The sequence below is a fragment of the Marinomonas piezotolerans genome, assembly GCF_003362755.1.
GTDB lineage: Bacteria > Pseudomonadota > Gammaproteobacteria > Pseudomonadales > Marinomonadaceae > Marinomonas > Marinomonas piezotolerans.
The window spans coordinates 104,898-130,398 of sequence record NZ_QKRA01000001.1; the positions used below are offsets into that span (position 1 = coordinate 104,898).

Here is a 25,501-nt window from a genome sequence, read left to right on the forward strand (position 1 = left end):
CACTTGTATGCTCGACACGATTTTACTAGGTCTAAATGAGGTTGCTTCCCTCAATGTAATACTGGCCATTGTTATTGGTGCCATCATTGGCATTACTATTGGTTCTATTCCTGGTCTTGAACCTGCAGGCGTTATTGCAATTCTGCTCCCATTAAGTTTTTCACTTGACCCGTTGGCCGGTGTCATGCTGTTGGTCGGGGTGTATGGCGGCGCTTGGTATGGCGGCGCTATCCCCGCCATTTTGATGAATACGCCAGGCACCCCCGTCGCGGTTCTAACGACCTATGACGGTTATCCCATGGCACAGCGAGGGGAAGGGAAGAGAGCATTATCAATCGCCTACACTTCGTCTTTTGTGGGGGGCATTATTAGTGTCGCGTCCTTGGTGTTTTTGGCGCCAGTGTTGGCTGAAGTTGCCACCAATTTTGGCTCACCAGAATTCGCTATGCTTGCCTTGCTGGGTATGATTTTTGTTGTTTTGGCACATGGTAAACATGTATTCCCTGCTGCCATCATGCTAGGTTTCGGTATCTTTTTAGGCTCTATTGGTCTGGATCGCTCCTTTAATACGCCTGTTTATACGTTTGATCAGACTTGGTTGTTAGGTGGAGTGCCTTTGGTCCCAGCAGTGATCGGGCTGTTTGCGATGTCTCAAGCTTTTGTACTGCTTTCTAATAAAGGACCTGACAGCTTCGAAACGAAGCTAGAAGGAACGGGTTACTTCAGTGGCTTTGTGGACATACTAAAGAATAAAGTCGTTGCGTTGCGTTCTGCCGCTCTGGGTGTATTCATGGGGTTATTACCTGGAGTCGGGGAGTTTGGCTCCCAGTTCTTTTCGTATACCTTGGCTCAGAAGTTTTCTAAAGACCCAGAGAGTTTTGGTAAAGGCAATCCTGCAGGTCTTATTGCTTCAGAGACCTCCAATAATGCCGTCACAGCATCGGTGATGGTGCCGTTACTTGCCTTTGGTATTCCGGCCGATGCACTCATGGCAATGCTGTTAGCAGTGTTTACGGTGCATAATTACACGCCAGGTCCAACGTTGTTTGCTGAGCGCCCGGAGTTTATCTCTGGTCTTTATATCTCATTGTTTTTGATGAATATTGTGGCGTTTGTGTATCTGACCTTTGCTACTCGTTGGATGGTGAACTTAACAAAAATCAGTGGCAAGTTCATAGGATCAGTGATTCTCATCCTCGGCTTTGTGGGGAGCTATAGCCAAAATTATCAAGCCTCTGATGCTCTGATTGCGCTCTTTTTTGCGGTGATTGGGTACGTGTTACGTCGCAATGGCATTCCTGGCATTCCAATTATATTGGGAATGGTTTTAGGTCCCGTGTTTCTGACACGTTTGAAACAATCGATGGGGATCTCAAACGGTGATATGACGATGTTTGTCACCCGCCCTATAAGTCTTGTTCTGCTGTGTATGATAGTGCTTTCTGTCACCGTATTTATTTGGGGAATCGTACGTAAGCAACGAGGCTAAGTCTGCTGAGAAAGGTTGAATGAAGAGCGGGGCTTTTAGCCCCGCTCTTCATAGTCTGGGTAGTGCGTATATGCAATGCATTAATTATCTAGATGGGTGCCTTTTTCAATCAACTCTGTTGCCACTTTTAAACGCTCTACGACCGCATCAAGGCGGAAGAGCTCAAATGCGCTGGTTGTTCCGACGAATGCGATACTGCCAAGAATATCATCGCTGTCCTTGCTGATAATGGGCGCTGCGATCCCCGTTAATCCCAAATTAAGTTCGTCATGAGTGACACAAAAGCCATCTTTACGAATCTTCTTGGCCTCAGCGTTAAATTCTTTCCACGTTAGATCGTAATCTTCATCAGGAGTGATCTGCTCCTCAAAGATTTTCTTTAACCGCGCTGTTTTTTGGTTTGCAACCAAAACTTTAGATTGTGCGCCTTTAAAAATGGGTAGTGGGCGTCCACGCCCAAAAGCATAGCCGTATTTTTTGATATCCGATTCTATGTGAGTGTTGATGATGTGCCCATCATAAAAAACACTCATGTAAACAGTGAGTCCTGTACTTTTTGAGAGGTCTGCCATGACTTCGCGGCCATGTGAAATAAGAGGGTCGTGCTGACGCATCATCCAATCGAGTTCGATGATTCTTGGGCCGAGCGTATAGCTGGTATCAATTCTTGTTAATAAGCCTGCGTCGCACAGCTCCTTAACGTAGCGATACGCGGTCGCGCGGGAGAGCGATAGTTTTTTTGCGATATCGTCTACGTTGATGACTAGAGACTCAGGTCCAAAGATATTTAGAACATTTAGCATTTTGTTAAGACTGGACACATTAACCTCGTAGGAAAAATAAAGTGTATCGGATCAGGTGTTGTTTAACCCGTAAATTGCATATTTTGGAATTGTACACCTTCTGTAGGCGTTGAAATGCTTTTTTATTCTATATATTGAGATTTTCTGACTTTTTGCGCGTTTGGGGGCTGATCCCACGATGGTGTTCCGTCAATGCCTATTGCTCTTCCATTTATGGCACTAAAAATGATCGATGAAATTGGCCTTTTTTTAGGTGCCTAAATATCTTTATTATCTTATTGTGAGAAATGTAGTAAATTTTATGTTTACTTGATTGTTTTTATGTGACATAAATCTTATATGGTAAACAAATAGAAATTTCTTTTCTCACGAGAAGGAAAAACTCAATAACACTTAGGGGGTGAATGTCTGATGACAGATTGCCGCTGTGTTGATGTCAAAATGTCTACATTGGTCCACGGACAGATAGATGTAGCGAGTTAAGAGAAGTGGAGAGATTGCAATGAGTCGTCATTTTAAATGCCTAATTAATGGGGATTGGGTGGAAGGCAGTAACACCCCCTTTGAAGTTAAAAACCCAGCTACATTTGAAACCGTGGCTACCTGCGCCAATGCCGTTCCAGCGCAGCTCGATGAAGCGGTTGCAGCGGCCCAAACAGCTTTTAAAAGTTGGAGCGTGTCGAGTCATGAAGTTCGCAAAGGCGCACTGCATAAAATTGCAGATGAAGTTGAAGAGCGCTGTGAAGAGATCGCTGCGCTGATTGTTGCGGAGCAAGGAAAGCCGTTTGACCTTGCGATGGGCGAAGTTCAGGGTGGACTAGCGTGGCTGAGATATGCGGCGTCTCAAGATATTCCGATCGACATTGCGGAAGAAACAGAGACCAAGCGAATTGAAATTCATCATAAGCCGTTAGGTGTTATTGGTTCCATTACACCGTGGAATTGGCCTTTTATGATTGCCATATGGCATATGATTCCTGCTATCCGAGCGGGCAATACTGTGATCAATAAGCCATCCGGCCTGACGCCATTAAGTACCATTACGTTAGTCGAGATTATGAACAATCATTTACCTAAAGGGGTGATTAATGTCATCACGGGTAAGCAAGGTATTGGCAGTGGTATCACTTCCCATTTAGGGATTAATAAAATTGTCTTCACAGGCTCTACACCGACTGGCCAGTCTGTCATGCGTAACGCGGCAGATAACCTGAAGCGTTTGACGCTTGAGTTGGGGGGGAACGATGCAGCTATCGTATTGCAGGGGACGGATGTTAGCAAAGTAGCTCCCGCTATTTTCGGTGCCTCATTTTTGAATATGGGGCAAACCTGTGGCGCGATTAAGCGCCTATATGTACATGAAAGTATTTATGACGATATGTGTGCAGCGCTTACGGATATTGCGAATGATCAAGTGGTCGGAAACGGCATGGATAAAGGCGTCAACTTTGGCCCCGTTCAGAATGAGGACCAGCTGACCCTGGTGTCTGACCTTGTGGAAGATGCCAAAAAGCGTGGAGCGACCATTTTAACAGGTGGGCAAAGGCGAGACGGTGTGGGGTATTTTTATCCTCCGACTCTGGTGGCAGATATTGATAACGATGCTCCGCTTGTTCAAGAAGAACAGTTTGGGCCAGCACTACCAATCGTTAAATTCTCAAATGTCGATGATGTAATCGATATGGCCAACGGTGTTGAGGTAGGTCTAGATGGGTCGATCTGGGGGCCAGATACCGAGGAAGCGACGGCGCTCGCGAGCCGACTAGAGTGTGGTACATCGTTCGTGAACACGCATGCGCAAATTCAGCCGAATATCCCTATGGGCGGCTGCAAAATGTCAGGCTTTGGAGTGGAGTTTGGCGAAGAAGGTTTGTTGGAGTTCACAAGCTTGCAGGTTATGCATATTAACAAATAAACGTTTCGATTCCGCTTATCCATCTTAATGGAGGTCAAAAGCAGCCCAAATAGTGATCTATTTGCGCTGCTTTTTTGTTTTTCTCTTTTCTCTTAATTTGATATTAATTTCAAAAAAATAGACTCAAATCATAAATTCAAGGCTTTAAATCTTACTATTAACGAAAAAAGTTCTATTTATGACGCGTTGTTTGTTGACTTATTTTATCTTATTCGCATAATGTGAGAATAAGTTAAATAATGAGGTCCTACAATGAATGGTGCAGAAGCAATAATTAAAGCCGCTGTCGAGTCAGGTGTTGAGTACTGTTTCGCAAACCCTGGAACGACTGAAATGCCGTTCGTAGCCGCAATGGATAGCGAGCCGGGTTTTCGACCAATTCTCAGTATGTTCGAAGGTGTGTGTACTGGCGCCGCGGACGGCTACGGTCGAGTGTCGGGTCGTCCAGCATTGACGCTAACTCACTTAGGTCCAGGGTTCGCAAATGGTATCGCCAATTTGCATAACGCTCGTCGAGCTAATACTCCCATCGTGAACTTGGTAGGTGATCACGCATCTTGGCATGTGAATTATGATCCACCGTTGGCCAGTGATATCGAATCTTTGGCTCGCCCCGTTTCTTCTTTTTGCCGAATCACCAAATCGGTTGATCGAATTGTTGAAGACTTTACCGCTGCGGTGCGTTCGGCATGGCAGCCTTCTGGTTCCATTTCAACCTTGGTTTTGCCAATGGACTTGCAAGCAAAGGAGCTGAGTGTGGCTTCTCAACCTGTATCAATTCAACCACCCAAACGTCATTTTAAAGCCGACTATGTCGAAGCCGTTGCGGAACGCATCAAAGCAGGCAAGCGTTTGGTGTTCATTGTTGGTGATAACGGTCTGGATGAAAAAGGTCTTAAAGCAGCGGGTCGTGTAGGGCAGTTACCTGGCATCAAAATGTTTGCCGAAACATTTCCTCGTATTTCCCATCGTGGGGGCGGCTTACCTGATTTAGATCGCCTACCTTACTTCCCTGAAAAAGCCATCGAAGTATTGGAACAATACGACGAAGTCGTATGCGCAGGGGTTGTAGAGCCTATTGCTTACTTTGGCTACGAAGGCTTGCCTTCACGTTTGGCAGAAGTCGATCGTCTGATTACTTTGGCAGATGTGGGTGATGATGTGTCTGGCGCAATGGAAGCCTTGGCGGAGCTATTGAATGCCCCTGCCCATCAAGATTTAGTCGGCAATATTGAATTGCCTAAAGGTGAGGAGGCGCTGTCTCCTATATCGATCGGTAAGGTCGTGGCGGCAGGCCTGCCAGATGACTGTATTGTCTCAGTGGAAGGTGGTACCTGTGGTTACCCATTCTTTACTGAATCGGCCTTGTCCGCTCGTCATCGAGTCATGACCAATACAGGTGGTGCCATTGGTCAAGGTCTACCCGCTGGTTTTGGTGCGGCATTAGCTGAGCCTGGCAACACAGTTGTTTGTCTTCAGTCTGATGGCAGTGCCCAGTACACCATTCAAACCTTGTGGAGCATCGCGCGTGAGAATTTGCCCGTCGTTATCCTGATTGCGGCAAACCATAAATACAACATTTTACAGAATGAGCTTCGTCGCTACGGCGTAAAAGAGTTTGGTGCCAATTCAGTCGCTTTGACGGTATTGGATAAGCCGCGCGTGGATTGGCTGGCTCTTTCCAAAGGGTATGGGGTGGATGCTGTTCGCGTTGAAACGAACGCGGAACTAGCTCATGCGCTTAAAGAAGCATGTGATGCCAAAGCACCCCGTTTAATCGAAATGTCTTTGTGAGGTCGACCATGAATACGATGGATCTTTTTCCAGAAGTAAAGCGCTTCCTAGAAAACCCTAAACGTTTGTTTATTGGGGGCGAATGGGTAGATGCGGCAGCAGGTAAAGCCTTTCCCGTCGAAAACCCTGCCACTCTTGAAACCATTGCAAGTGTCGCAGACGCACAATCTGAGGATGTTGATCGTGCCGTCAGTGCTGCGCGACACGCTTTAGAAGGTGATTGGGGGCGTGTTTCTCCCGCGGATCGCACTCGTTTCATGTTGCGTCTTGCTGATCTCATTGAAGAGGATGCTGAAAATCTAGGGCAGATTATTTCCTTAGAAAACGGTAAGCCATATAGCAACGCTAAGAACGGTGAAGTCGTGATTACGGCGAATATTATTCGCTACTTTGCTGGTTGGCCTTCCAAAATTGAAGGCAGCACTATTCCTGTTTCACCTCGCACAGGCGAGCGTATGCTCAACTATACCGTGAAAGAGCCAGTCGGTGTATGTGCGTTGATCGTGCCATGGAACTTCCCACTTTCTATGTGTGCATGGAAGCTTGGGCCGGCGCTGGCGACGGGTTGTACTGCGGTATTAAAACCTGCAGAACAAACACCTCTTTCTGCGTTGCGCTTGGCTGAATTGGTTGCTCGCGCTGGTATTCCTCGCGGCGTGTTGAATGTATTAACCGGATTCGGTTCGGGCGCGGGTGCGCCGCTGGCGGCTCACAACGATGTCGACAAAATCGCCTTTACAGGGTCAACCGGAGTCGGTCGTCTGATTGCCCAAAGTGCCGTAGGCAACATGAAAAAGGTGTCCCTAGAGCTGGGTGGCAAGTCCCCCAATATCATCCTCCCCGACGCCAATATCATCAAAGCCGCGAAGGGGGCAGCAGACGGAATTTTCTATAACCAAGGCCAAGTTTGTACCGCAGCTTCGCGTTTGTATGTTCATGAAAGTGTGTTGGATCAAACTCTAGAAGAGCTTCGCAAACATGCCGCAGCGCATGTTGTTGGCCCAGGTCTAGATGCCCGTTCGACGATGGGTCCTTTGGTGTCCTCTGCTCAGTTCAACATTGTAAAAGACTATATCGATGGTGCTGTGTCGGAAGGTGCGGAATTGGTATGCGGTGGTCAGAAGCCAAGTGACTTAGGCGAGGGGCACTTCATGTCTCCGACGGTTTTCTTAGATAAAAATGAACAGGCACGTATTGCTCGCGAAGAAATATTTGGTCCTGTGGTGACGGTTATGAGCTGGTCTGATGTGGACGAGTTGGTTCACCGAGCGAATAACACACCATTTGGTTTAGCAGCAGGTCTTTGGACCAACGATTTGAACCAAGCGCATACGATTGCTGGTCGGTTAAAAGCTGGGTCTGTGTGGATTAACTGTTGGAACGTTGTCGATCCTGCTTCACCTTTCGGCGGTTATAAGCAGTCTGGTTGGGGGCGAGAAATGGGTAAGAATGTCATCGATGCCTATACAGAAACGAAGAGTGTTTTTGTCAATTTAGGTGAATAGTCAGTAGAGGATTAAATTATGAATTTAGAATTAAAAGATAAAGTTGCCATTGTTACTGGCGGCGGTATGGGGATCGGTAAAGACGTTGCGATGTTCCTTGCTGAAGAAGGCTGTGATGTCGTTATTTGTTCGCGCACGATGTCTGTCTTGGAGAAAACCGCAGCAGAGATTTCTGAGGCGACGGGTCGACGTGTTATCCCAGTTGTTTGTGATACCACAGACATGGATTCAGTAGAGACTATGGTCGCGACGACCGCTAAAGAATTGGGTCGTGTTGACATCTTAGTTAATGGTGCCGCCGCGCCATCTGGTGTCGTTCGTAACTCTATTGAGTTTGCTAACGATCATGAGCTATTGGGCGATTTGGATACTAAGGTTATTGGATACTTCCGTTGTGCAAAAGCTGTAGCGCCTTACATGAAGAAACAAGGTTTTGGCCGTATCGTTAACATTGGTGGCTTAACGGGTCGTGGCAGTAAAGTCATGTCAGGTATGCGTAACCTTGCCATTGTACATATGACGAAGAACCTATCGGATCAGCTTGGTCCACACGGTATCACTTGTAACATCATTCACCCTGGTGTGGTGGATACACCGCACATTCAAGAGCTGTATGAGCGTGAAGGCAAGCTACAAAATAAAACGCCGGCTGAAGTTGAGCAAGGGTACATTGATGTAACGCCTATTCGTCGTACGTTGGCGCCTATGGAGATCGCTTGGTTGATCGGTTTCTTATCCTCCCCGAAAGCGGGTGCAGTCACCGGTGAATCTATCGGTATTGATGGCGGTTTAACCCGCGGCATATTCCTATAGGAGGCAGAAAGATGAGTGGAACACTATTAGTGTCAACGGTCGGACAAGCCGTTGTTAAAAGCTCAGACAATGGTCAAACATGGCATCGTCTAGGCTTAGGTCAAGACATCGAATTCGATGCGATCACGCGCTCTTTGGATGTGGACCCGCGTAACCCAAGTACGTTGTACATTGGCACCGACGTTGGTGTGTGTGTCAGCCATGATGCAGGCACTAAATGGACCCGTATTGATTCACCTTTCAACGGTGAGACTGTTTGGAAAGTTGCGGTGGACCCAAATGATTCACAGCGAATCTTTGTTGGCACGGGAGCGCCTTCACGCGCAGTATTGTGGCGTACTAAAGATGGCGGAAAAACATGGGATCGCGCGCCAGTTGAGATTCCTGAGTTTTGTGCGGGTGTGAGTAAACCTCGTTTATTGGCATTTGCCTTTGATCCAACTGATAGCAACAGACTTTGGTTCGGTCTAGAAGAGGGTGGCCTGTTCAAAAGTGAGGATGGCGGTGACGCTTGGGAGCGCATCGATGATCGTTTGCTTTGGGACTTTAACTCTGACATTCATACCATTCAGGTGATGCCTAACCATGGCAAGAAAGTCATTGTGGCGGTGTGCGTTAACGCTATCTACCGTAGTTTTGATGAAGGTGAGACATGGGAAGGCGTGATCGCTAAGGAAGAGTTCGGCCTATATTATGCGCGGGCGTCGGCTGTGCCTATGGGAACCGAAAGTACGATTTACTTGAGCGTATCGGATGGCACACCAGGAACCACCAGTCAGGTTTACGTTTCTCATGATGCGGCCGCATCGTGGAATTTGTTGCCTTTCCCAGTACAACCTAATTCATGTGTGTGGGGGATTCATGTCAATCCCGCCAATGCGAATCAAGTGGTTGTCGGTACGAAATACGGCCATTTGTTTACCAGTGAAAATGCTGGGCTTTCTTGGAAGAAAGAATGGCGAGAGTTTAGTGAGATCGCAGATGTACTGTGGACACCTGCAGAAGCTGTGATTGAGGCGGCTCATACCTCAGTTATAAAAAAATAGTGTCTTGTACGACGAAGTAGGTGAAGAACATGAAGGTGAAAATCAATCGTACCCATCTGTCCTTATTTGTAACAGACCCTGTAGTGTCCGCTGCATGGTATGCAGACGTGTTATCGATGGATATCAATGCCCGGAACGGTGACGAATGGATCATGATGAGCTTTGGTCAAAAGCATCACGATATCGCCTTGATTCGCGCTCCTGAAGGCGCAACCAAAGGCCAGATTGGACTTCAGCACTATGGGATGGAAATTGATGGTGACCTGACCACGCTGCGCAAGCTGTATGGCATGTTGCTCACGAAAAAGGTTCCGATCGTGAAAACAACGGATCACGAAGTCGGCCTAGGTCTGTACTTTGAGGATCCAGATGGCAACCGTTTGGAATTCTTCCTCGAAACTGAACACGATGATGAATTGGGTAAGCAGCGTTTTAAAGCGACTGATGCGCCCAGTCGTCCATTCAAACTTGACCCAATTTTCGAATGATTTGTAAGGATCTAACTATGAAAGACGCTAATTTTGGCCCCTACCATATCCGTAAATGGTTCCAACATTACGAAGAGACCTTGGCCAATGAAACGGGCAAACTTGCCGATGGTGAGCCTGTAAAAAAATATGTTTTGGCTGCGGCTATTCATAACCCATTTGCGAATTCTTATTCAGACGACCTTTCTTCGTTGATTGAGTATTCGCCTGAGCTAGGCAAAGAATTTGGTCGCCGTATCAAAGAAATTGCCGGTGAGAATGACATCGTTAGCTATGGCAAAGCGGTGTTAGTTGGGGCGTTTGGCGAGTACGAACATGGCAACGCTTTTTTAACCAATCCTGCGGCTGACCCGGTACGCGAAGCCGTCGGCGGCGGTAAATCTTGGGTGCCTTCAACGGGTAAAGTGGGCGCGCCGGGCGCGATTCTAGATGTACCTTTGGCGCATAAAGATGCCCTATATGTACGCTCTCATTATGACTCTATCGCTGTGTCGTTCAATGATGCGCCACGAAACGATGAGATCTTAGTTATTTGGGCATTTGCGACACGCGGTCGTTTACATGCACGTCTTGGTGGCTTAAAAGCTGAAGACGTGAAAGGTGAGAATGGTCTTGTTTAGTCGCCATTTTCAATAGGGGGAAATCCATGGCAATGTCGAGCAGTAGTCATTTTTTTACCAGTGATGGGCTGAACTTACACTACCTCAAATGGGGACATGGCAAGGTACCCGTTGTCCTGCTACATGGATTGCGCGGCTTCGCGCAAACGTGGCAAGACTTGGTGGATGCATTGGGTGATGACTTTACTTTTTACGCATTGGACCAACGTGGTCGCGGTGATAGCGATTGGGGACCGAGCGAAGATTACAACGCCAGCGTCTATGTTCAGGATCTGACAAACTTTGTCGCACATTTAGCATTGGATCGTTTTGTATTGATTGGTCATTCGTTAGGGGGGCAAAACGCTGTTGAGTATGCGCGCCAAAATCCCGATCGAGTGATGGCGATGGTGATTGAAGACATTGGCCCTGGTTCCTCCAAACAAGGCGCGGGTGCGGAACGTATTCGCCGCGAAATGCGCAATACGCCCCTTAGTTTCTCTTCGTGGCAAGAGGCTGAGCGGTTCTGGACGAAGTCGCGCCCAAATTTAACAGAGCAGGCATTGCAAGCACGCTTAAATCATTCATTTCGTGAGATGGATGGCGAAGTCAGATGGAAGCACGATCAGGAAGGTATCGCGCATGCAAGATTAACCATTGAACCCATCGATTTGTGGCCAGCATTTCGCGCTATTTGTTGCCCAACGTTGTTGGTTAAAGGCGGTAACTCGGACTTTTTATCCGCGGAAACCGTGGCCGAGATTCAATCATCCAGCGATGCGGTTAAGACGGTGCTCATAGAGGACGCCAGTCATTATGTTCATGACGATCAACCCGAAAAATTCAATGACTCAGTGGTTCGGTTCATGAAAATGGTTCTTACAGATAAGAGGTCTTTCAAATGAAAATAAAAAAAACCGATGTTGTGATTGTTGGCGGCGGTCCTAACGGTGTGACGTTAGCTAATTACTTGGGCATGTACAACATCAAAACAGTACTGCTTGAAGCGTCCGCGGAGATTTTGCCTTTTCCTAGAGCCGTAGGTATGGACGATGAGGCGCTGCGTGTGCTGCAAGGTGTCGGGTTAGCGGAAGTGGCTGTAAAAGACATGATTGCGAATGTTCCACTGCGCTATTACAACGCGCGAGGCGTCTGTTTTGCAGAGGTGAAGCCGAAGGCTGCGCAATACGGCTGGCCGATGCGTAATATGTTTATGCAGCAGCTATTAGAGGTGACACTACGCGATGGCTTAAGTCGATTTGATTCGGTGGAATTGAGCCTCGGCCATACCATGACGAGCATTACAGAGGGCAGTGATAACGTATTGTTGACCGTTACCGATCCGTCAGGTGAGGAATATCAGCTTGAAGCGGGTTACGTGATTGGCGCAGACGGCGGTCGTTCAGAAATTCGCAAGCAGACTAATATAGGTTTCTCGGGGCTTACTCATCCTGCTAAATGGGTCGTTGTAGACGCTGCAAATGACACGCTTGATGCGCCGTTTACCGCATTACACGGCGATCCTGTTAGGCCTTTTGTCTGCATCTATTTGCCTTATCAACATCGCCGTTGGGAATTTATGTTATTCTCTCATGAAAAAGAAGAAGACATCTGCCAAGAAGACGTCATTCGTGGTCTGATCCGTCGCCACATCGGTGACAAAGTAGACAAACTGGATATCGTACGTATTCGCGCTTACACGCATAACTCTCGTGTTGCAGATACCTTTGTCAAAGGTCGAGTATTGTTATGTGGTGACGCGGCGCATATTACACCGCCTTGGGCAGGTCAGGGGCTCAACTCAGGAATTCGTGATGTCGTTAACATCGGCTGGAAAGTTGCAGCAGTAGTGAAAGGTCTGGCATCCCCTAAAATTTTACAAACCTATGATGACGAGCGCCGCGGCCATGCGACAGATTTAGTCGGTTTAGCCGACAATATGGGGGCGATACTTGGTATGACAAATCCGATCATGGCGGGTATTCGTGACTGGATGTTTAAAGCAACGGATTCAGTTGATAGCCTGCGTGAGCATCTTGTGGAATTCAAATTTAAGCCGAAAGCACACATCGTTAAAGGCATTGTTTGTCACGAAAGTGAAGAGGTCTACGAAGATACGCTCGTCGGAAAATTGTTTATTCAGCCTGATGTAGAAACGGCTGATGGCAAGAAAGAGAAGCTCGATACCGTATTAGGTGATTGGTTCTCCATTTTGGGTTATCGCGTTAATCCTACGGAATATATGTCGGAAGAGAATCTTGCGTTTTGGAATAAAATGCAAACCCAGTACATTCAAGCGAACCCTTCTCGCAGTGGCTTAAGTCATGATCAACGACTAGAAGCATCGGGTTGCGTTAGTGTTGAGGATATTGATAACAACTTGTCTGATTGGTTCGGTCAAGCGCGTGACAAAATCGTCATCATTCGTCCAGATCGATTTGTTGCAGGGCTTACGTCGCCAAAACGCTTAAACGAAGTGTTGGATGAACTGCGTACTAAGCTGACGGCTGAATAGCCCACTTTATATCGTTAGGAGGGCATCGTGGTAGAAGAAAAGTTCGCCAAAATACTGATGAGCGCGCGTCGTGAGTGCGTAGCTGTGGCGCCAATGGATGAGTTGAGCCAGCAAGATTTGGCTTTTTGTTATCAAGTACAAAAGCATCTTATTGCTTTGAATAACCATGCGGAAAACAGATTAAGCGGCTGGAAAGTCGCTTTATCGAGCCAGCCCGCACTGGATCGTTTCTCTTTACAAGAGCCTGTATACGCACCCTTGTTTCAAGCCAACGAGATATTCGGACTTGTAACGCGAGATCAAGCCATTGCTCCGAAGATTGAGTCTGAGATTATGTTTGTCTTGGGCAAAGACCTTTCAGATAGCTCGAATCTAACAGATGAAGACATTCTCGCGGCGATTGAATCCATGGCACCTGCCATTGAAGTCGCCGATTGCCGCATTCAGGGATGGAAGTTTGATATTAGCCATTTTGTCGCCGATAACGCGGCAGCAGGCTTTTATCAAGTAGGAAACCTCATCCCCTTTGAACCGATGACCCTAGATAAGGCGGACTTTTGCTGTCAACTGGACACCCATGATGGGATCGAAGTCGGCCAGTTAAATAACGTTCTGGGTGGCCCCATCGGTTCATTGATTCGCATGGTGCGGGGTATTGTAAACGTTTTTGGAGAAGTAAAAGCAGGGCAGAAATTGTTAAGCGGCTCTCTGACTAAGCCCGTTGATATGGTTGCAGGCCATACCTATCGCTTGCGCCTGCTGGGTCAGACCTTGGAACTGCAATACAAGTAACGCGGGATAGCGTCTCGATTAATAATGATCGTAAGAACCAATTTATCCCAAAGAAAAATAGGGCTCGTTGAGCGCCGACCAACTTAGCCTCATAACTGTCAACGGGATGTATGGCCCTCATACATCCGCCTTTCTTCTTATCCTTACTAAATAGAGATCGAAACCATGTTGAAATCTAGCTATCCTTTTTATTTAGCCAATGAAGCGGTGTATGCCAATACGGATTTATCTGTTCATAACAAATATTCAAATGACGTAGCGACCCAGGTTGCTATCGCCAGTGTTGATCATATTGATCAAGCGATCGCTGCTGCAGACAAGGCGCAATATGCGATGAAGGCTATGCCCGCTTACCAGCGACAGGCAATATTGCAGCACTGTATCAAACGCTTTAAAGAACGCTTTGAAGAGCTGGCATACGCCTTGTGTATTGAGGCGGGTAAGCCAATTAAAGATGCTCGTGGTGAAGTGACTCGTTTGATAGATACGTTCCAAATTGCAGCAGAAGAGGCGACCCGTATTTATGGTGAAGTCATGCCCATGGATATCTCGGCACGCGCGGCAGATTATCAAGGGATGTGGAAGCGATTTCCTATCGGGCCGTGTTCGTTTATTTCGCCTTTTAATTTTCCGTTAAATTTGGCGGCTCATAAAATTGCGCCCGCCATTGCGGCGGGTTGTCCGTTTGTACTAAAACCAGCCAGCTTGACGCCTGTTAGTGCATTGATCGTTGGTGAAATCTTGGCTGAGACGGCGTTACCGAAAGGCGCGTTTTCAATTCTGCCATGCCACCGCGACGGTGCGGATTTGTTTACTACAGATGAACGCTTGAAACTGCTTAGTTTCACCGGATCACCCGATGTGGGATGGGCATTAAAAGCCAAAGCTGGGAAAAAGCCGGTGGTACTGGAGTTAGGTGGCAATGCCGCATGCATTATCGATGAAGGGACGGATTTGGACGATGCCGTTCAACGTATTGTATTCGGAGCCTACTACCAATCGGGTCAAAGCTGTATCAGTGTACAGCGTATTATCGTGCATGAGTCTCTTTATCATGAAGTTCAGCAGCGTCTTACCAAAGCAGTAAAAGAGTTGGTAATAGGTGACCCATTAGATGAAAACACTTTCATCGGCCCAATGATTACCGAAAAAGAAGCAGCGCGTTTACAAGCGTGGATTGAAGAGGCAGTTTCGAGTGGTGCTCGAGTGTTAGCGGGAGGCCAACGTGACGGAGCCATGCTTGAGGCAACTTTGTTGGAAAACGTTGATTCGTCAATGTCGGTTTCCTGCCAAGAAGTCTTCGGGCCCGTGGCAATTCTGTCGTCTTTCAGTGATTTTGATGCCGCGCTAGAGGAAGTGAATAACTCTGCATTTGGTCTACAAGCCGGCATCTTCACCAAGGATATCTATAAAGCTTATAAGGCTTGGGATGTACTAGAAGTGGGCGGTGTCGTGATTGGTGATGTGCCTTCTGGCGCGTGGATCACATGCCTTATGGTGGTGTTAAAGACAGTGGGTTAGGTCGTGAAGGTGTGCGTTTCGCCATTGAAGACATGACAGAAATGAAGCTCATGGTGCTGCGACAAACACCATAATTTCTTACAAAACACATACAGCTTTATTTTCAGGGAATGCTAATATAAAAAGGAGTAATACAGCCGTAATATTAATGACATATGACGTAATCAGAGCCTTGAGGCATCACTAAGCGATCTTTGATCCAAATGATAGGTTCTGGCGTCAATGTTAAAAGACTAGAGGTAGGTTAATGTCAAATCTTAGTATCAGATTAAAACTTGTTGTCATCACAGGTATTTTCTTTGCTTGTTTAATAGGAATACTGATTTTTCTTTCTACTACCTCTATCCGTTCTTTAAGCGATTTTTCTACCAATGAATTAAAACTGTACCAGGAAGATCAAGCTGGATTATCTCTTGAAGCCGCAGCGAGCGAAGTTCAATCAGAGGTTTCCACCTATCTTGGTAATACCGCAGCGGTCGTTTCAGGCTTTGCGAGAGTATTAACGGATACAGCGGCGAGTAATGGTGGCACCCCCGTCACTCGCCAACAAGTTAAAGATATGACGTTGTCTTTACTATTAAGTGCTCCGTATATGGATGCGCTGTATGTCCAATTTGAACCGGATGGTTATGATGGTAAAGATAAAGAGTCCATGGGAACCGGCGATCATACCTCGTCAGTCGGTACCCTAGATACGTATTGGTTAAAAGCCGGAGCAGGTGAGCTCATTTACAGCGCTGGCCAACCTGAAACGAAGTATCTGCAAGACAAAGATGAAAATGGTGTCCGTACCTCGGAATGGTATTTATGCCCCATGGATACCAAGAATACCTGCCTATTAGACCCTTATCTTTTTGAATTAAGCCCTGGAAATTCTGAACTCATGACAACCTATGCCGTACCAGTTTTGGCAGGCAGCAATTTTGCTGGCATGGTGGGAGCTGACATTAATTTGTCTGAGATTCAGAAGAAACTGGCTGAAATCAGCAGTGGTTTGTTCGAGGGGGCGGGTAACATCACAATCGTAAGTGAAAAAGGGGTTGTTGTCGGGTCTACCGAAGAACCAGACGCTATCGGTAAAAACATCAAAAAAACAACATTGTCGTTTGGTGGCCAAGATTCTGGATTAGCGAAAGGAGACCAACAGTGGGTGTTTAGCGATACCTTTACAATCAATGATGCTCCGAATATCTGGACAGTTCATGTTTCTGTTCCAACGTCTGTGTTATTGGCACCCGTGAGAAAGATGACAGGTCAGTTGTCTGACAAAACACAAAGCTCCATCGTCTTATTTGTTGCGTTAGCCATTGGTCTTTTATTAATCGGCCTAGCGTTAGTTTTCTTAGTTGTGAATACGGTGACGTCTCCTATACGAAGCATTGCATTGCGAATGGAAAAATTAGCAACCGAGGAAGGAGATTTAACACAGCGCTTAGATACCCAGAAGCATTTGGAACTTATGTTGTTGGCGAAAGGCTTCAATCAGTTTACGGGTAAGCTGCAAGATATGATTACGCGCCTCATTCAGCAAAAAGATGTGGTGGCGCATACCAATAGTGATTTCGTAAAGGCTACCGCGATTGCGCATCAGTCTACAGTGACTCAAAGTGAACAAATTCACTCCGTCGTGACCGCCGTCACCGAAATGTCTAGCTCCGCGACTGATGTGGCTGCTTTGGCTCGTGATAATGGTCAGGCAGCGACTGAGATTAGTCAGTATTTAACCGAATCGTTTGAGCTTGTTCAGTCCAATAGGACAATGGTGGAGGGGCTTGCTAGCCAACTTAATGATGCGAGTAGCCAAGTCGCTCAAGTGTCCCAACGTAGTGACTCGATTAACAGCATTCTCGATACTATCCGAGCGATTGCCGAACAAACTAATTTGTTAGCATTGAATGCCGCTATCGAGGCGGCGCGTGCAGGTGAACAAGGTCGAGGCTTTGCAGTCGTCGCCGATGAAGTTCGTAACTTAGCGGCACGCACCCAAGAGTCCACAGAAGAGGTCGACGAACTGATTCGAGGCCTTCAGCATGATGTTCAATCCGCAGTGGATCTGATTTTGAAAAGCCAAGAAAACGCCAAAGAAACGGTTGCATCTTCGATTGAAAGCGCTGAAAAGTTAGGGGTCGTCAACGAAAGAGTGGCCAATATTTCAGACAATACCATTCAAGTGGCTTCAGCTTCTGAGCAGCAATCTAATGTTGCTGAGGAAATCAACCGTGAGCTGATCAGCATTAACGACTCTTCTGCGAAACTTAAGGAAATCGTGAGCGACCTTGAAAAGAGCAATATCAGTAGTTCAAAAGCGGTAGAAGAATTAACACAGATTCTGTCACTGCTTAAAGTTAAGTAACTTAATGAATGTAACAGTGACTAGCGGAGTTTCGTTTAAATAAGTACATAGCGTCTATTACGCTGATATCAAAATGTAAGCCCTACCTAGTAAATAGGTGGGGCTTTTTTATGTTGAGTGAGAAGAGGTTTGAGCGGCTCAGATCGTTTAAATAAGAAGGAAAAAGCCTCCTCTATAGAAGGGCAATTGGCTTTACGCTGCATCGAGTACTGGGTAGTGCGATTATTCGACTCAACATGGGATGATCTCGCTTGGCAAGATTAACGTTCGCTAAAGGTAAAGTAATCTAAGAAAGGGAGGGCATTGCAAGAAGATTATAAAAAACAGCGACGACCTGCAGGGGAGTCAAGTCGTCGTTGTAAAGGGAGTACTTTAGAAAGGTACGATAGCAATCACTTGTGAATACAGGTTCTTGTTCGTGTTGCCTTGAACACTGGTCGCAGCATCAGGCTTGTAGTAACTGATTAAAGGAGAAACGATTAGGTTCGGGTTAACGACCCATTCAGCCCAAAGGTTCAGCTCAGTCGCGTCATTACTACCTGTACCATTTCGAGTATCGTTGATATCAAAATAGACAGCACCGACTGTCAGCATTTCTGTCGGATGTGCTGTTAGATTGATCGATTGAATGTCTGAATCAATATTATTGCCCGATACACCCGCGTAGTTCGCAGCTACTTCGCCTTGGAACCATGTTCCGTACCCACGACTGAAGCCATAGAATAATGGGTCATAGCCGTTGTCGTAGCGGGTAAAGCGATAGTTTAGGCTTGGAGACCACGGCATTTCTTGGAAGGTCCAGCCTGCTTCAGCATACCAAGCGTTCGCATCTTTAGAGTTATCACCTTGCGTCTGTTTGACAAATTCCCCCGATAAAAATAGTGGCTCGACGCCAGCATTACCTTGATAGCGGACACTCATAGTCGTTTGACCGTCTCGCTTGGCAAGTCCGAAGAAGTTAGCTTCTTGCGTATCAACACCTAGGCCTTGGTTGTATAAGAAACCCACAACACCATATTGGTTATTGTGCTCTAAGTTAATCCCTGCCATTTCTGTACTGGCTTGACCTGCGTTATCGGATTGCAACCAATACACGTCTGAGCGCCAGCCTTGCTCGCCACCAACGCGAAGAATGGCCGTATTGCCAAATGATTTTCGAGGCGCAAGCCATAGACCACCACCACGGTTAGGGCTAACGCCTGTACCCGCAGTGAAAGCGTCCAAGCCGCTACCTAGATTCAGAGCATCACCATTGATAATGAAACCGTCACCCACACTGAATTGTTGGCGGCCAATTGAGAACTCTACTTGTCCGCTACGGTAACCTACGTACAAATCCTCTATGGCGGTTTTTAACTCGTCACCTGTTGTCGCGCCGCCCGCATCACCGTCTCCTCGTGTGCCACCTGTAATGGCGCTGATCGCACCGAAAAGCTGACCATTAGATACATTTTGATCTCCCACAAGGCCGTATTTGATATAGCCTTCTTGCCAAGATGGGGATGGGTCACTGTTGCCATAGGTTTCTTGGCTATTGAATAAACCCGCTGCCGCTTCCCCCGTAAAATTTAGATGGCGGTTTTCTTCGTCAACGAGTGTGTACGCATGGCTGACTACAGGAGTTCCCATTAAAGCTGCATAGACGCAAACACTTAATTTTTTTTGTTTTAGTAGAGCTCTCATTAGTTATTTCCTTCGCGATGTTGCTTTTACTTAGTTTCTCTAGCAAGAGAATTGAGTAATCGGAAAGTATTAAATGCAGATTAAATATGCAACAAATTATCTAATTATGATAATAATTGGCCTTTTTTAGGTTTTTTTTTACAAAAAATGCTTGATGAATACGTCTTTTTTTACAAAAAAGCTCGCTGGTCTGATCACTTTTTAGTTGCTGCTAAATAGCTGTTTGATGGCTTTTAATTTGGATGTGGCTACACCCATATGAAGTTAGAGGCTGTGTGATTTTTATTAGTAATATTCATCTTTATATTACTTATATGATTTCTATTCATAGTTATTGTCCAGTATAAATACGCGACAGGCAGACGAAAAATCGTCGTGTTCAATACACCGATATAGGAATAGCAACAATATGGACAAGAACTTTGTTTTCACGGTTCAGAGCACTCGGCTTGATGAGCACTATCGTCCCGCTGAGAACACGCGTACAACAACGAATTTTGCAAACTTAGCGCGGGGCCCACGACGCCAAGAAAACTTACGCGATGCTTTGAGAATGATTAATAACCGCTTCAATGCGTTAATGCCTTGGGACAATGCGACGGCGAATCGCTACTCCGTCGATCTTGAAATCGTTTCAGTGGATATTGATGTGCAAGGCGACGGGCACTTTTTCCCAACGATCGAGGTGTTGAAAACCAACATCAACGATCATAAGACGGGTAAGTGTATTGAAGGGCTGGTCGGCAACAATTTCTCTTCTTACGTTAGAGATTATGACTTCAGTGTTTTACTGCCAGACTATAATAAAGGTCGTGCAAGCTTCGCAGTACCCGATGATTTTGGTGAGTTACACGGGCGTATATTTAAATGTTTTGTAGCCTCCGACTGTTACGCTGAAAATTTCTCCAAGCCACCTGTTATTTGTGTAAGCGTATCTGACAGTAAAACGTACCAACGAACAGATAACGAGCATCCGATTTTAGGTGTCGAGTACCAGCCAAATGAAACCTCATTAACTGAGCAGTATTTTCATAAAATGGGATTACAGGTGCGCTATTTTATGCCGCCAAACAGCGTCGCACCGTTGGCGTTCTATTACTTTGGTGACCTTCTCAATGACTATAGCAACCTTGAGTTGGTGGCGACCATTAGTACGATGGAGACCTTTCAAAAAATCTATCGACCAGAGATTTACAACGCAAACGCCGTTGCGGGTCGCCGCTATCAACCGAGTTTGAAACATGGCGACCATTCAATCACAAACATTGTCTACGACCGTGAAGAGCGTAGCCAACTAGCGGTTCAGCAAGGGCATTTTGCCCAAGAATATTTTATAAAGCCGTACCAAGCAGTGTTAGAGCAGTGGACAGCACATAACGCATAATAATGGACTAAGAGAGAGCATAGACAAATATGAAGAAGCTATTACCGACATCTACAGCAGGAAGCCTACCGAAACCCGCTTGGCTGGCACAGCCTGAGACATTATGGTCGCCTTGGAACTTATCTGGAGAGGTGTTATCCGAGGGGAAGCTTGATGCTTTGCGTGTATCGCTGCATGACCAGCAACTAGCTGGAATAGACATTGTGAGTGACGGCGAGCAGTCACGCCAACATTTCGTTACAACGTTTATTGAACATTTAAGTGGCGTGGATTTTGAAAACCGCAAAACAGTGAAGATACGAGACCGATACGACGCGAGTGTTCCGGTCGTAGTGGACGCTGTGGCACGACCAAAGCCTGTATTTTTAGAGCATGCAAAATTTTTGCGTCAGCAAACGAATCAGCCTATTAAATGGGCCTTGCCAGGGCCCATGACGATGGTCGATACCCTCTATGATGACCATTATAAAAGTCGTGAAAAGCTGGCTTGGGAATTTGCCAAACTCCTTAATCAAGAAGCTAAAGAACTGGAAGCGGCGGGTGTCGACATTATTCAATTTGATGAGCCTGCGTTTAATGTTTTCTTTGATGAAGTGAATGATTGGGGGATTGCTGCGTTAGAGAGGGCGATCGAGGGACTAAACTGCGAAACCGTGGTGCATATTTGTTATGGCTATGGCATCAAAGCGAACACAGACTGGAAGCAAACGTTGGGCTCTGAGTGGCGTCAATATGAAGAGATTTTCCCGAAGCTTCAGGCGTCCAATATTGATGTGATATCACTGGAGTGTCATAACTCACGAGTGCCGATGGAGCTGCTAGAGTTAGTACGTGGTAAGAAAGTCATGGTGGGGGCCATTGATGTTGCAACGAATGTAATTGAAACCCCCGCAGAAGTGGCCGACACACTTCGTAAAGCGTTGCAGTATGTGGACGCCGATAAGCTATATCCTTGCACAAACTGTGGTATGGCACCGTTACCCAGAGAGGTCGCCAACGCCAAATTGCATGCGTTGAGTGCGGGGGCGGCGATTGTGCGTAGTGAGTTGATGCAATAAATAATCATTTAGCTCCAGTAAAGTCGTTGAAGGCAGCTAACGGGAAAAGCTGCCTTTGATCTACAAAAAAGGAGGGGGTAAGTGGTAAAAGTGAAAAGAACGGTAGACATTGGCATATATTGAGGTATTATTTGCGCCGCGCTGCTTTTTGGCGATTATTTAAATAACGGTTTAGCATGTGAACGCATTTATATGTAATGAATAATTTTCTACATAAGTTATTGATTTTAATTTAAAAGTGTTTAAAATTCCGTTCGCTATATTTGTCTTAACTATAATGTTTTAGACGATCTAAACGAAGAGCAACCACCACTTATAGGAAGTGGCTAAAGAACCTATGACAATGGAGCGGTAGTTCAGTTGGTTAGAATACCTGCCTGTCACGCAGGGGGTCGCGGGTTCGAGTCCCGTCCGTTCCGCCACTTACTTTTGATGTGGGTAAGTTGGTAAGCAAAACCATCATTATGATGGGTGTGTAGCTCAGTTGGGAGAGCGTCGCCCTTACAAGGCGAATGTCGGGAGTTCGAACCTCTCCACACCCACCACTTATAGGAAGTGGCTAAAGAACCTATGATAATGGAGCGGTAGTTCAGTTGGTTAGAATACCTGCCTGTCACGCAGGGGGTCGCGGGTTCGAGTCCCGTCCGTTCCGCCACTTTTTTAATACAAATTAATCCTCAATTCCCTTCATCTGTACACCTCTATCTCGACTTTGATCGCACTCGATCAAGTGCCTTTCTGTCTACAAATTTTTCTTTATTTATTTCCTTTGATTAGAGTAAAACGACACTCCCAATGGCCGTCAATTAGGCTCTGGTTTGACTTAATGTCGCGAGTTCGCTGGCAGTTTAGACTCCAGTAGGCATAAAAAAGGGAGCTTTCGCTCCCAAGAGGGTGACACTAAATCGCTAGCTTGCCTTCATGATGTCTTGCTCACTCCATTGCTCGTAAACACAGCTGTGTTGTGTTGACCATCGAACACAGACTTCTGAGCCTGCAGTCACATCGGTATGTTCGCGGGCGACGGCTTTGCCCATTAACCGCTGACCCGATTGCGTGACCAAAGTGCAGGTATAGCTTTCACCTAGGAATACGGTCTCTTCGACCGTTGCTAGGATTTCGTTCATATCTGCGGCAAGTGGTTCTTGGGCTGCTTGCTCCTTAGGCAGAACGTAGATATTTTCTGGTCGAATCATGAGTAGCACATCGGTCTGATCGGGAATTCTATGAGATTGTGTTCCTAATGTGAGTAATTGCTGCTCAAATTGTGCTTGTGACTCAGATTTGATACGTACTTTGAGAAAATTCGAGTTCCCTAAGAACGACGCAACAAATGCATTAGGCGGTGTGTTATACAGTTCTGTTCCTGAACCAAGGCCGACGATTTCCCCATCTTTGAATATTGCAATGCGTTCGGACAAACGCATGGCTTCATCTTGATCGTGGGTCACATAGATAATCGTGATGCCGAGGCGTCTATGAATTTGACGCAGTTCGTCTTGAAGGTCTTCACGCAGCTTTTTATCCAAAGCGCCTAAGGGTTCATCCATCAGCAGTATTTCGGGTTCATAGACCAATGCGCGAGCAATCGCGACGCGCTGCTTTTGACCACCTGACAACATATTGGGGCGACGATCAGCAAAATCAGAAAGCTGCACCAGTTTGAGTATTTCATCGACTTTTTTATCACGCTCTGGTTTCGGGACTTTGCGTATATCAAGAGGAAAGCCAATGTTGTCTCGTACATTCATGTGAGGGAACAGCGAGTAGTGCTGAAACACCATGCCAATGCCCCGTTTATGAGAAGGGACATGGATAAGCGAATTGTTATGTAGCAGGATCTCCCCAGAGGTGGGGGTCTCGAATCCCGCAATCATGGAAAGCGTTGTGCTTTTACCAGAACCACTAGAACCTAAAAATGTTAGAAATTCGCCTTTCTCAATCTCAAGATTGATGTGATTGACCGCAGTAAATTGGCCGTATTCCTTATTCAGTAACTTGAGTGTTACTAATGGGGTTGAACTCTGTGTTGTCATAATAAAGCTCCTAACGGTCAGCCTATTGGCTACGTTTACGTAGAATGTTGGCGGCAAGCATGATGAATAAGGACAAGAAAATGAGTAGTGTGGATGCGACAGCAATGACAGGGGTTAAGTCCTGTCTCAGGGTGGACCACATTTTCACCGGTAAGGTTTGTAGCTCGGGGCTAGCCATCATCACACTGATGACCACTTCATCCCAAGACACTAAGAAAGCAAACAAGGCACCCGCAAAAATTCCAGGCTTAATAGATGGAAATGTCACTTTGAAAATGGCTTGTAATCGGCTAGCGCCACAAATAACCGCAGCATTTTCGATTGATTTATCGAAGAGCTTGAGCGAATTGATGATGGATATCATGGCAAAGGGAACCGCGACGATGACATGGCTGATGATGAACGCTACCAATGTGCCAGTAAGCCCCAGACTTAGAAACATACTGTAGGTTGCCACGGCAATGATGACCACTGGTACGATCATCGGTAAGGTAAATAGGCTGTATAGATAATCTCTTCCGCGGAATTTGCCTCTCACGAGCGCAAACGAAGCCGGCAAAGCAATGAGCGTCGCCACGATGGACGTCACGGTTGCGACTTGTAAGCTGGTGAGTGCGGCGTCAATCCATTGCGGATTATCAAAAAATCGTTCATACCATTTCGTGGTCCAATGAGGTGGTGGAAACACCAACCATTGAGAAGAACCAAACGAAAGAGCGACGATAAAGAAAATCGGCATAGCCAAAAATGCAGCGATGGATCCAGTGATCAAATACAGGGCGGATTTTATTCTCCATCCTAGTGACTGTTGAGTTAATAGCATGTTAACCCCCTGTATGGGACGAAGTGGGTGACTCGGTTTGAACTTTTAGATAGATGTAAAACATGACTAAAGTAACCGCGATAAGAATGGACGCCGCTGCGCTGGCGATTCCCCAGTTAAGGAAATTCTGCACCTGTTGCACGATGAATTCAGGCAGCATCATATTGCTGACACCGCCAAGGAGTGCGGGCGTTACGTAGTAGCCAAGGGACATTACAAATACCATTAGAGCACCCGAGAAAATGCCTGGCTTACAAAGAGGAAGAAACACTCGGAAAAATACAGTGCGAGCTGATGCGCCACAAACAGAGGCCGCTTGTAACACCATAGGATCGATGGCGCTCATTGAAGCCTGCAATGGCAACACGACAAATGGAATCATAATATAGGTCATGCCAATGATAACCCCTGTTAGGTTGTGAACCAGCTCAAGGGGTTGGTCGATGATCCCAATGGCCATCAACATTTTATTTAGCACGCCAGATGATTGTAGTAAGACCAACCAAGAGTATGTTCGTGCAAGTAGGCTAGTCCACATGGACAGCAACACGACGTTTAGTAGAAAACGCCCCCAACCACTTGGAAATAAAGTGATGCACCATGCTAGAGGGAATCCTAATAGTACGGCGAATAGTGTCACGAGTGTGGCAACCAAAAAGGTATTTGCCAGTACTTGGACGTAAGTAGAGGTCGCCAGTAGCTCGGTAAAGTTGACTAATCCCAACGTTGGTTCAGTCACACTTTGGACGAGAAGGCTGATGAGGGGAATTAAAAAGAAGATCCCCAAGAACAACAAAATCGGTAGTAGGAGAGACGTGTCTTTCCACTTTTGACTATAGATACGTGCAGACATAGCGTTTACCTTAAAATCCGCTAAGCAATGA

The 25,501-nt window shown here is 46.3% G+C and carries 21 protein-coding genes and 3 tRNA genes; 19 read left to right on the forward strand and 5 right to left on the reverse strand.

Translation table 11 applies throughout. From position 1 onward, the window contains the following. Positions 1–7 precede the first annotated feature (7 nt). Positions 8–1,489 carry a tripartite tricarboxylate transporter permease gene (locus DN730_RS00425; RefSeq protein ID WP_115466144.1) on the forward strand — a complete coding sequence of 494 codons (1,482 nt, stop codon included), beginning with the start codon at positions 8–10 and terminating at the stop codon, positions 1,487–1,489. An 80-nt stretch (positions 1,490–1,569) separates the two neighbouring features. On the opposite strand, the gene DN730_RS00430 is transcribed toward DN730_RS00425, so the two are convergent. Continuing rightward, the gene (locus tag DN730_RS00430; RefSeq protein ID WP_115466145.1) at positions 1,570–2,310 is read right to left on the reverse strand and encodes an IclR family transcriptional regulator; all 741 of its coding nucleotides are present in this window, start codon (positions 2,308–2,310) and stop codon (positions 1,570–1,572) included. A 484-nt stretch (positions 2,311–2,794) separates the two neighbouring features. On the opposite strand from DN730_RS00430, the gene DN730_RS00435 reads away from it, so the two are divergent. The 13 genes from DN730_RS00435 (at position 2,795) to DN730_RS00490 (ending at position 17,633) form a co-directional block, all read left to right on the forward strand. Continuing rightward, on the forward strand, positions 2,795–4,207 hold the full coding sequence (locus DN730_RS00435) for an aldehyde dehydrogenase family protein (protein WP_115466146.1): 1,413 nt from the start codon (positions 2,795–2,797) through the stop codon (positions 4,205–4,207). Between the two features lie 252 nt (positions 4,208–4,459). Continuing rightward, a complete protein-coding gene (locus DN730_RS00440; protein WP_115466147.1) occupies positions 4,460–6,001 on the forward strand; it encodes an acetolactate synthase large subunit in 1,542 nt (513 codons plus the stop codon). An 8-nt stretch (positions 6,002–6,009) separates the two neighbouring features. Further along, the gene (locus DN730_RS00445) at positions 6,010–7,506 is read left to right on the forward strand and encodes an aldehyde dehydrogenase family protein (protein WP_115466148.1); all 1,497 of its coding nucleotides are present in this window, start codon (positions 6,010–6,012) and stop codon (positions 7,504–7,506) included. Between the two features lie 18 nt (positions 7,507–7,524). Beyond that, entirely contained in the window at positions 7,525–8,319 is a 795-nt protein-coding gene (locus tag DN730_RS00450; RefSeq protein ID WP_115466149.1) for an SDR family NAD(P)-dependent oxidoreductase, read from the forward strand. A gap of 11 nt (positions 8,320–8,330) precedes the next feature. Continuing rightward, on the forward strand, positions 8,331–9,365 hold the full coding sequence (locus DN730_RS00455) for a WD40/YVTN/BNR-like repeat-containing protein (RefSeq protein ID WP_115466150.1): 1,035 nt from the start codon (positions 8,331–8,333) through the stop codon (positions 9,363–9,365). Positions 9,366–9,394: 29 nt separating this feature from the next. After that, positions 9,395–9,853: a VOC family protein gene (locus DN730_RS00460; RefSeq protein ID WP_115466151.1), complete on the forward strand. Its 459-nt coding sequence runs from the start codon at positions 9,395–9,397 to the stop codon at positions 9,851–9,853. A 17-nt stretch (positions 9,854–9,870) separates the two neighbouring features. After that, the gene (locus DN730_RS00465) at positions 9,871–10,473 is read left to right on the forward strand and encodes an amino acid synthesis family protein (protein WP_115466152.1); all 603 of its coding nucleotides are present in this window, start codon (positions 9,871–9,873) and stop codon (positions 10,471–10,473) included. Positions 10,474–10,499: 26 nt separating this feature from the next. Then, a complete protein-coding gene (locus tag DN730_RS00470; protein ID WP_211313804.1) occupies positions 10,500–11,357 on the forward strand; it encodes an alpha/beta fold hydrolase in 858 nt (285 codons plus the stop codon). Further along, positions 11,354–12,967 carry a bifunctional 3-(3-hydroxy-phenyl)propionate/3-hydroxycinnamic acid hydroxylase gene (locus DN730_RS00475; RefSeq protein WP_115466153.1) on the forward strand — a complete coding sequence of 538 codons (1,614 nt, stop codon included), beginning with the start codon at positions 11,354–11,356 and terminating at the stop codon, positions 12,965–12,967. The genes DN730_RS00470 and DN730_RS00475 overlap by 4 nt, the downstream gene beginning before the upstream one ends. A gap of 27 nt (positions 12,968–12,994) precedes the next feature. After that, positions 12,995–13,759 carry a 2-keto-4-pentenoate hydratase gene (locus DN730_RS00480; protein WP_115466154.1) on the forward strand — a complete coding sequence of 255 codons (765 nt, stop codon included), beginning with the start codon at positions 12,995–12,997 and terminating at the stop codon, positions 13,757–13,759. Between the two features lie 165 nt (positions 13,760–13,924). Next, positions 13,925–15,280 (forward strand): aldehyde dehydrogenase family protein, encoded by a 1,356-nt coding sequence (locus tag DN730_RS00485; protein ID WP_342768162.1) that lies wholly within the window; start codon positions 13,925–13,927, stop codon positions 15,278–15,280. Then, entirely contained in the window at positions 15,247–15,354 is a 108-nt protein-coding gene (locus DN730_RS19380; protein WP_342768163.1) for an aldehyde dehydrogenase family protein, read from the forward strand. The genes DN730_RS00485 and DN730_RS19380 overlap by 34 nt, the downstream gene beginning before the upstream one ends. Before the next feature lie 173 nt (positions 15,355–15,527). After that, the gene (locus tag DN730_RS00490) at positions 15,528–17,633 is read left to right on the forward strand and encodes a methyl-accepting chemotaxis protein (protein ID WP_115466155.1); all 2,106 of its coding nucleotides are present in this window, start codon (positions 15,528–15,530) and stop codon (positions 17,631–17,633) included. A 372-nt stretch (positions 17,634–18,005) separates the two neighbouring features. On the opposite strand, the gene DN730_RS00495 is transcribed toward DN730_RS00490, so the two are convergent. Then, a complete protein-coding gene (locus tag DN730_RS00495; protein WP_115466156.1) occupies positions 18,006–19,316 on the reverse strand; it encodes an alginate export family protein in 1,311 nt (436 codons plus the stop codon). Between the two features lie 409 nt (positions 19,317–19,725). Between DN730_RS00495 and DN730_RS00500 the strand changes: the two genes are divergently transcribed. The 5 genes from DN730_RS00500 to DN730_RS00520 all read left to right on the forward strand — a co-directional run bounded on the left by DN730_RS00500 (position 19,726) and on the right by DN730_RS00520 (position 22,413). Next, positions 19,726–20,700, forward strand: a complete 975-nt coding sequence (locus tag DN730_RS00500; protein WP_115466157.1) for a DUF1852 domain-containing protein — start codon at positions 19,726–19,728, stop codon at positions 20,698–20,700. Between the two features lie 29 nt (positions 20,701–20,729). After that, positions 20,730–21,758, forward strand: coding sequence for a methionine synthase (locus DN730_RS00505; protein ID WP_115466158.1), 1,029 nt, complete (start codon positions 20,730–20,732; stop codon positions 21,756–21,758). A gap of 345 nt (positions 21,759–22,103) precedes the next feature. Then, positions 22,104–22,180, forward strand: a tRNA-Asp gene (locus tag DN730_RS00510). A 47-nt stretch (positions 22,181–22,227) separates the two neighbouring features. Then, positions 22,228–22,303: transfer RNA gene (locus DN730_RS00515), tRNA-Val, on the forward strand. A gap of 33 nt (positions 22,304–22,336) precedes the next feature. Continuing rightward, positions 22,337–22,413: transfer RNA gene (locus tag DN730_RS00520), tRNA-Asp, on the forward strand. Positions 22,414–22,666: 253 nt separating this feature from the next. Here the strand turns inward: DN730_RS00520 and DN730_RS00525 are convergent. The 3 genes from DN730_RS00525 to DN730_RS00535 are packed head-to-tail and all read right to left on the reverse strand — an operon-like array spanning position 22,667 to position 25,470. Beyond that, the gene (locus DN730_RS00525; protein WP_115466159.1) at positions 22,667–23,794 is read right to left on the reverse strand and encodes an ABC transporter ATP-binding protein; all 1,128 of its coding nucleotides are present in this window, start codon (positions 23,792–23,794) and stop codon (positions 22,667–22,669) included. A 22-nt stretch (positions 23,795–23,816) separates the two neighbouring features. Continuing rightward, on the reverse strand, positions 23,817–24,617 hold the full coding sequence (locus tag DN730_RS00530; RefSeq protein ID WP_115466160.1) for an ABC transporter permease: 801 nt from the start codon (positions 24,615–24,617) through the stop codon (positions 23,817–23,819). A gap of 1 nt (position 24,618) precedes the next feature. After that, positions 24,619–25,470, reverse strand: a complete 852-nt coding sequence (locus DN730_RS00535) for an ABC transporter permease (protein WP_245957859.1) — start codon at positions 25,468–25,470, stop codon at positions 24,619–24,621. Positions 25,471–25,501 lie beyond the last annotated feature (31 nt).

Bases quoted from the DNA above. Each gene is read 5' to 3' on its own strand.
- DN730_RS00450 (WP_115466149.1), top strand. From the start codon at position 7,525: ATGAATTTAGAATTAAAAGATAAAGTTGCCATTGTTACTGGCGGCGGT.
- DN730_RS00455 (WP_115466150.1), top strand. From the start codon at position 8,331: ATGAGTGGAACACTATTAGTGTCAACGGTCGGACAAGCCGTTGTTAAA.
- DN730_RS00485 (WP_342768162.1), top strand. From the start codon at position 13,925: ATGTTGAAATCTAGCTATCCTTTTTATTTAGCCAATGAAGCGGTGTAT.
- DN730_RS00435 (WP_115466146.1), top strand. From the start codon at position 2,795: ATGAGTCGTCATTTTAAATGCCTAATTAATGGGGATTGGGTGGAAGGC.
- DN730_RS00445 (WP_115466148.1), top strand. From the start codon at position 6,010: ATGAATACGATGGATCTTTTTCCAGAAGTAAAGCGCTTCCTAGAAAAC.
- DN730_RS00495 (WP_115466156.1), bottom strand. From the start codon at position 19,316: ATGAGAGCTCTACTAAAACAAAAAAAATTAAGTGTTTGCGTCTATGCA.
- DN730_RS00440 (WP_115466147.1), top strand. From the start codon at position 4,460: ATGAATGGTGCAGAAGCAATAATTAAAGCCGCTGTCGAGTCAGGTGTT.
- DN730_RS00535 (WP_245957859.1), bottom strand. From the start codon at position 25,470: ATGTCTGCACGTATCTATAGTCAAAAGTGGAAAGACACGTCTCTCCTA.
- DN730_RS00475 (WP_115466153.1), top strand. From the start codon at position 11,354: ATGAAAATAAAAAAAACCGATGTTGTGATTGTTGGCGGCGGTCCTAAC.
- DN730_RS00470 (WP_211313804.1), top strand. From the start codon at position 10,500: ATGGCAATGTCGAGCAGTAGTCATTTTTTTACCAGTGATGGGCTGAAC.
- DN730_RS00500 (WP_115466157.1), top strand. From the start codon at position 19,726: ATGGACAAGAACTTTGTTTTCACGGTTCAGAGCACTCGGCTTGATGAG.
- DN730_RS00525 (WP_115466159.1), bottom strand. From the start codon at position 23,794: ATGACAACACAGAGTTCAACCCCATTAGTAACACTCAAGTTACTGAAT.
- DN730_RS00465 (WP_115466152.1), top strand. From the start codon at position 9,871: ATGAAAGACGCTAATTTTGGCCCCTACCATATCCGTAAATGGTTCCAA.
- DN730_RS00490 (WP_115466155.1), top strand. From the start codon at position 15,528: ATGTCAAATCTTAGTATCAGATTAAAACTTGTTGTCATCACAGGTATT.
- DN730_RS19380 (WP_342768163.1), top strand. From the start codon at position 15,247: ATGCCTTATGGTGGTGTTAAAGACAGTGGGTTAGGTCGTGAAGGTGTG.
- DN730_RS00425 (WP_115466144.1), top strand. From the start codon at position 8: ATGCTCGACACGATTTTACTAGGTCTAAATGAGGTTGCTTCCCTCAAT.
- DN730_RS00530 (WP_115466160.1), bottom strand. From the start codon at position 24,617: ATGCTATTAACTCAACAGTCACTAGGATGGAGAATAAAATCCGCCCTG.
- DN730_RS00505 (WP_115466158.1), top strand. From the start codon at position 20,730: ATGAAGAAGCTATTACCGACATCTACAGCAGGAAGCCTACCGAAACCC.
- DN730_RS00460 (WP_115466151.1), top strand. From the start codon at position 9,395: ATGAAGGTGAAAATCAATCGTACCCATCTGTCCTTATTTGTAACAGAC.